The 1,424-nt window shown below is 65.8% G+C and carries 1 protein-coding gene; it reads right to left on the minus strand.

Annotated elements, in window-relative coordinates:
• Positions 1 to 4: 4 nt before the first annotated feature.
• Positions 5 to 1,312 (minus strand): ISL3 family transposase, encoded by a 1,308-nt coding sequence (locus IVW53_16010; protein ID MBF6607068.1) that lies wholly within the window; start codon positions 1,310 to 1,312, stop codon positions 5 to 7.
• Positions 1,313 to 1,424 lie beyond the last annotated feature (112 nt).

Raw genomic sequence — 1,424 nt, forward strand, 5'->3', positions numbered from 1 at the left:
GGGTCTACGCGTTCAACTGGGGAGAGCGGGTTCTGATTCTCGGTGGTGAGGGTCGCTGTGGCCACGTGACTCCACCGGTATGCAGCAGTACTCGGAGCCGGTAGTGCTCGAAGCAGGTGAAGCCTCTCCCGGCCCGCTTGACCTGCTTCACACAGAAGTTGAGGCCTTCGGTCGGTCCGTTGGATGCCCCGGTTCGGTGATGATTCAAGATCTCCTTCCGCCATCGCTTCAAGGTGTCACCGAGCGAACGGATCTCCTCGACCTCGTCGGACCGGCAGCCGACGATGGCCTTGTCGAGGAGGACGGATGCCTCCCTCGGATCATCGGTGAGATAGACGTCACGGACCGATTCCTTGGCCAGCCATGCTCCGAGCAACTCGTCGTGGGGGTCGCCGAGTCGCAGCCCGAGCAGCAGACGGTCATGTCCTCGTTCGTCGAGCCGCTCGGTTCCTTTGAGGAGGAGCTTGCGGATCCGATAGAGCGGGTCGTGCTTCCGGCCGCGATGGCCGAGCGTCTCGTTCTGGACCCGGCGGCGCACCTTGTCGATGCAGCGGTTGGCCACTCGGACCACGTGAAAGGGATCCGCCACCCGGGTGGCATGGTCGAGGTGAGGAGAGGTGCCGGCCCGGTAGCTCTCGGCCAGGTCGGTGGCCACCACCCGGACACCCTTGAGCCAGTCGGGGTCCTGGGCGGCACACCATCGGCGCAGGTCAACAGCGGCATTGCCCTTCACCATGTCGATCATCTGCCGACGCTTCAAGTCCACCATCCCGGTGGCGTAAATGGTCGAGTGCTCCGGGTTGGCCGAGAGGAAGGACGTTTCGTCGATCCCGAGTGCCCTCACCGTGCCGACCCGTTTGGGATCGTCGACGAGCGGGGTGCCGTGGAGGACGACAGCGCCCATCACCGTCCACCAGCACACCCCGAGCTCACGGGCGACCACGGCCACCGGCATGGCCAGCTCGCCCACTTGGCGGGTGGCCTCGGCTCCCGCTCGCAGCGTCAGCACCGCCCGGGGTGCGACATGGTCGGTGCCCTCGGTCCAGGTCTTCGCCTCACAGTCAGGATCGCTGCAGCGCCACCGGCGCTTCATCCACACCAGCCGGGCCGGACGGCCGAAGCAGGGCAGATCCCGGATGTCGACCCGCAGGCGGTCCTGGGCCTCGGCTCGCACGCCGCAGACGGCACAACCCACCAGATCCGTTGTCGTCTCCACCGTCACCACCACTTCCGCCGGCGTCTCGTTCACCTCGAGTATCCGGAAGCCGTCGAGTCCCAGCAGTGCCTCGGCCAGGCCGGTAGCGTCATTCATGTCAGAGGTCCTCCTTGTTGAAGTCGTCGAACAACTCCAACGATGGCGGGACCTCTGGCCGCGTTCGCGGATACCTCGTTACCTCACGCTCCCCAGTTCAACGCGAAGAGCC

The organism is Chloroflexota bacterium (assembly GCA_015478725.1).
Classification (GTDB): domain Bacteria; phylum Chloroflexota; class Limnocylindria; order Limnocylindrales; family CSP1-4; genus C-114.

Excerpts from the sequence above, each read along its gene's own strand:
- IVW53_16010 (MBF6607068.1), bottom strand. The coding sequence starts at position 1,312 with ATGAATGACGCTACCGGCCTGGCCGAGGCACTGCTGGGACTCGACGGC.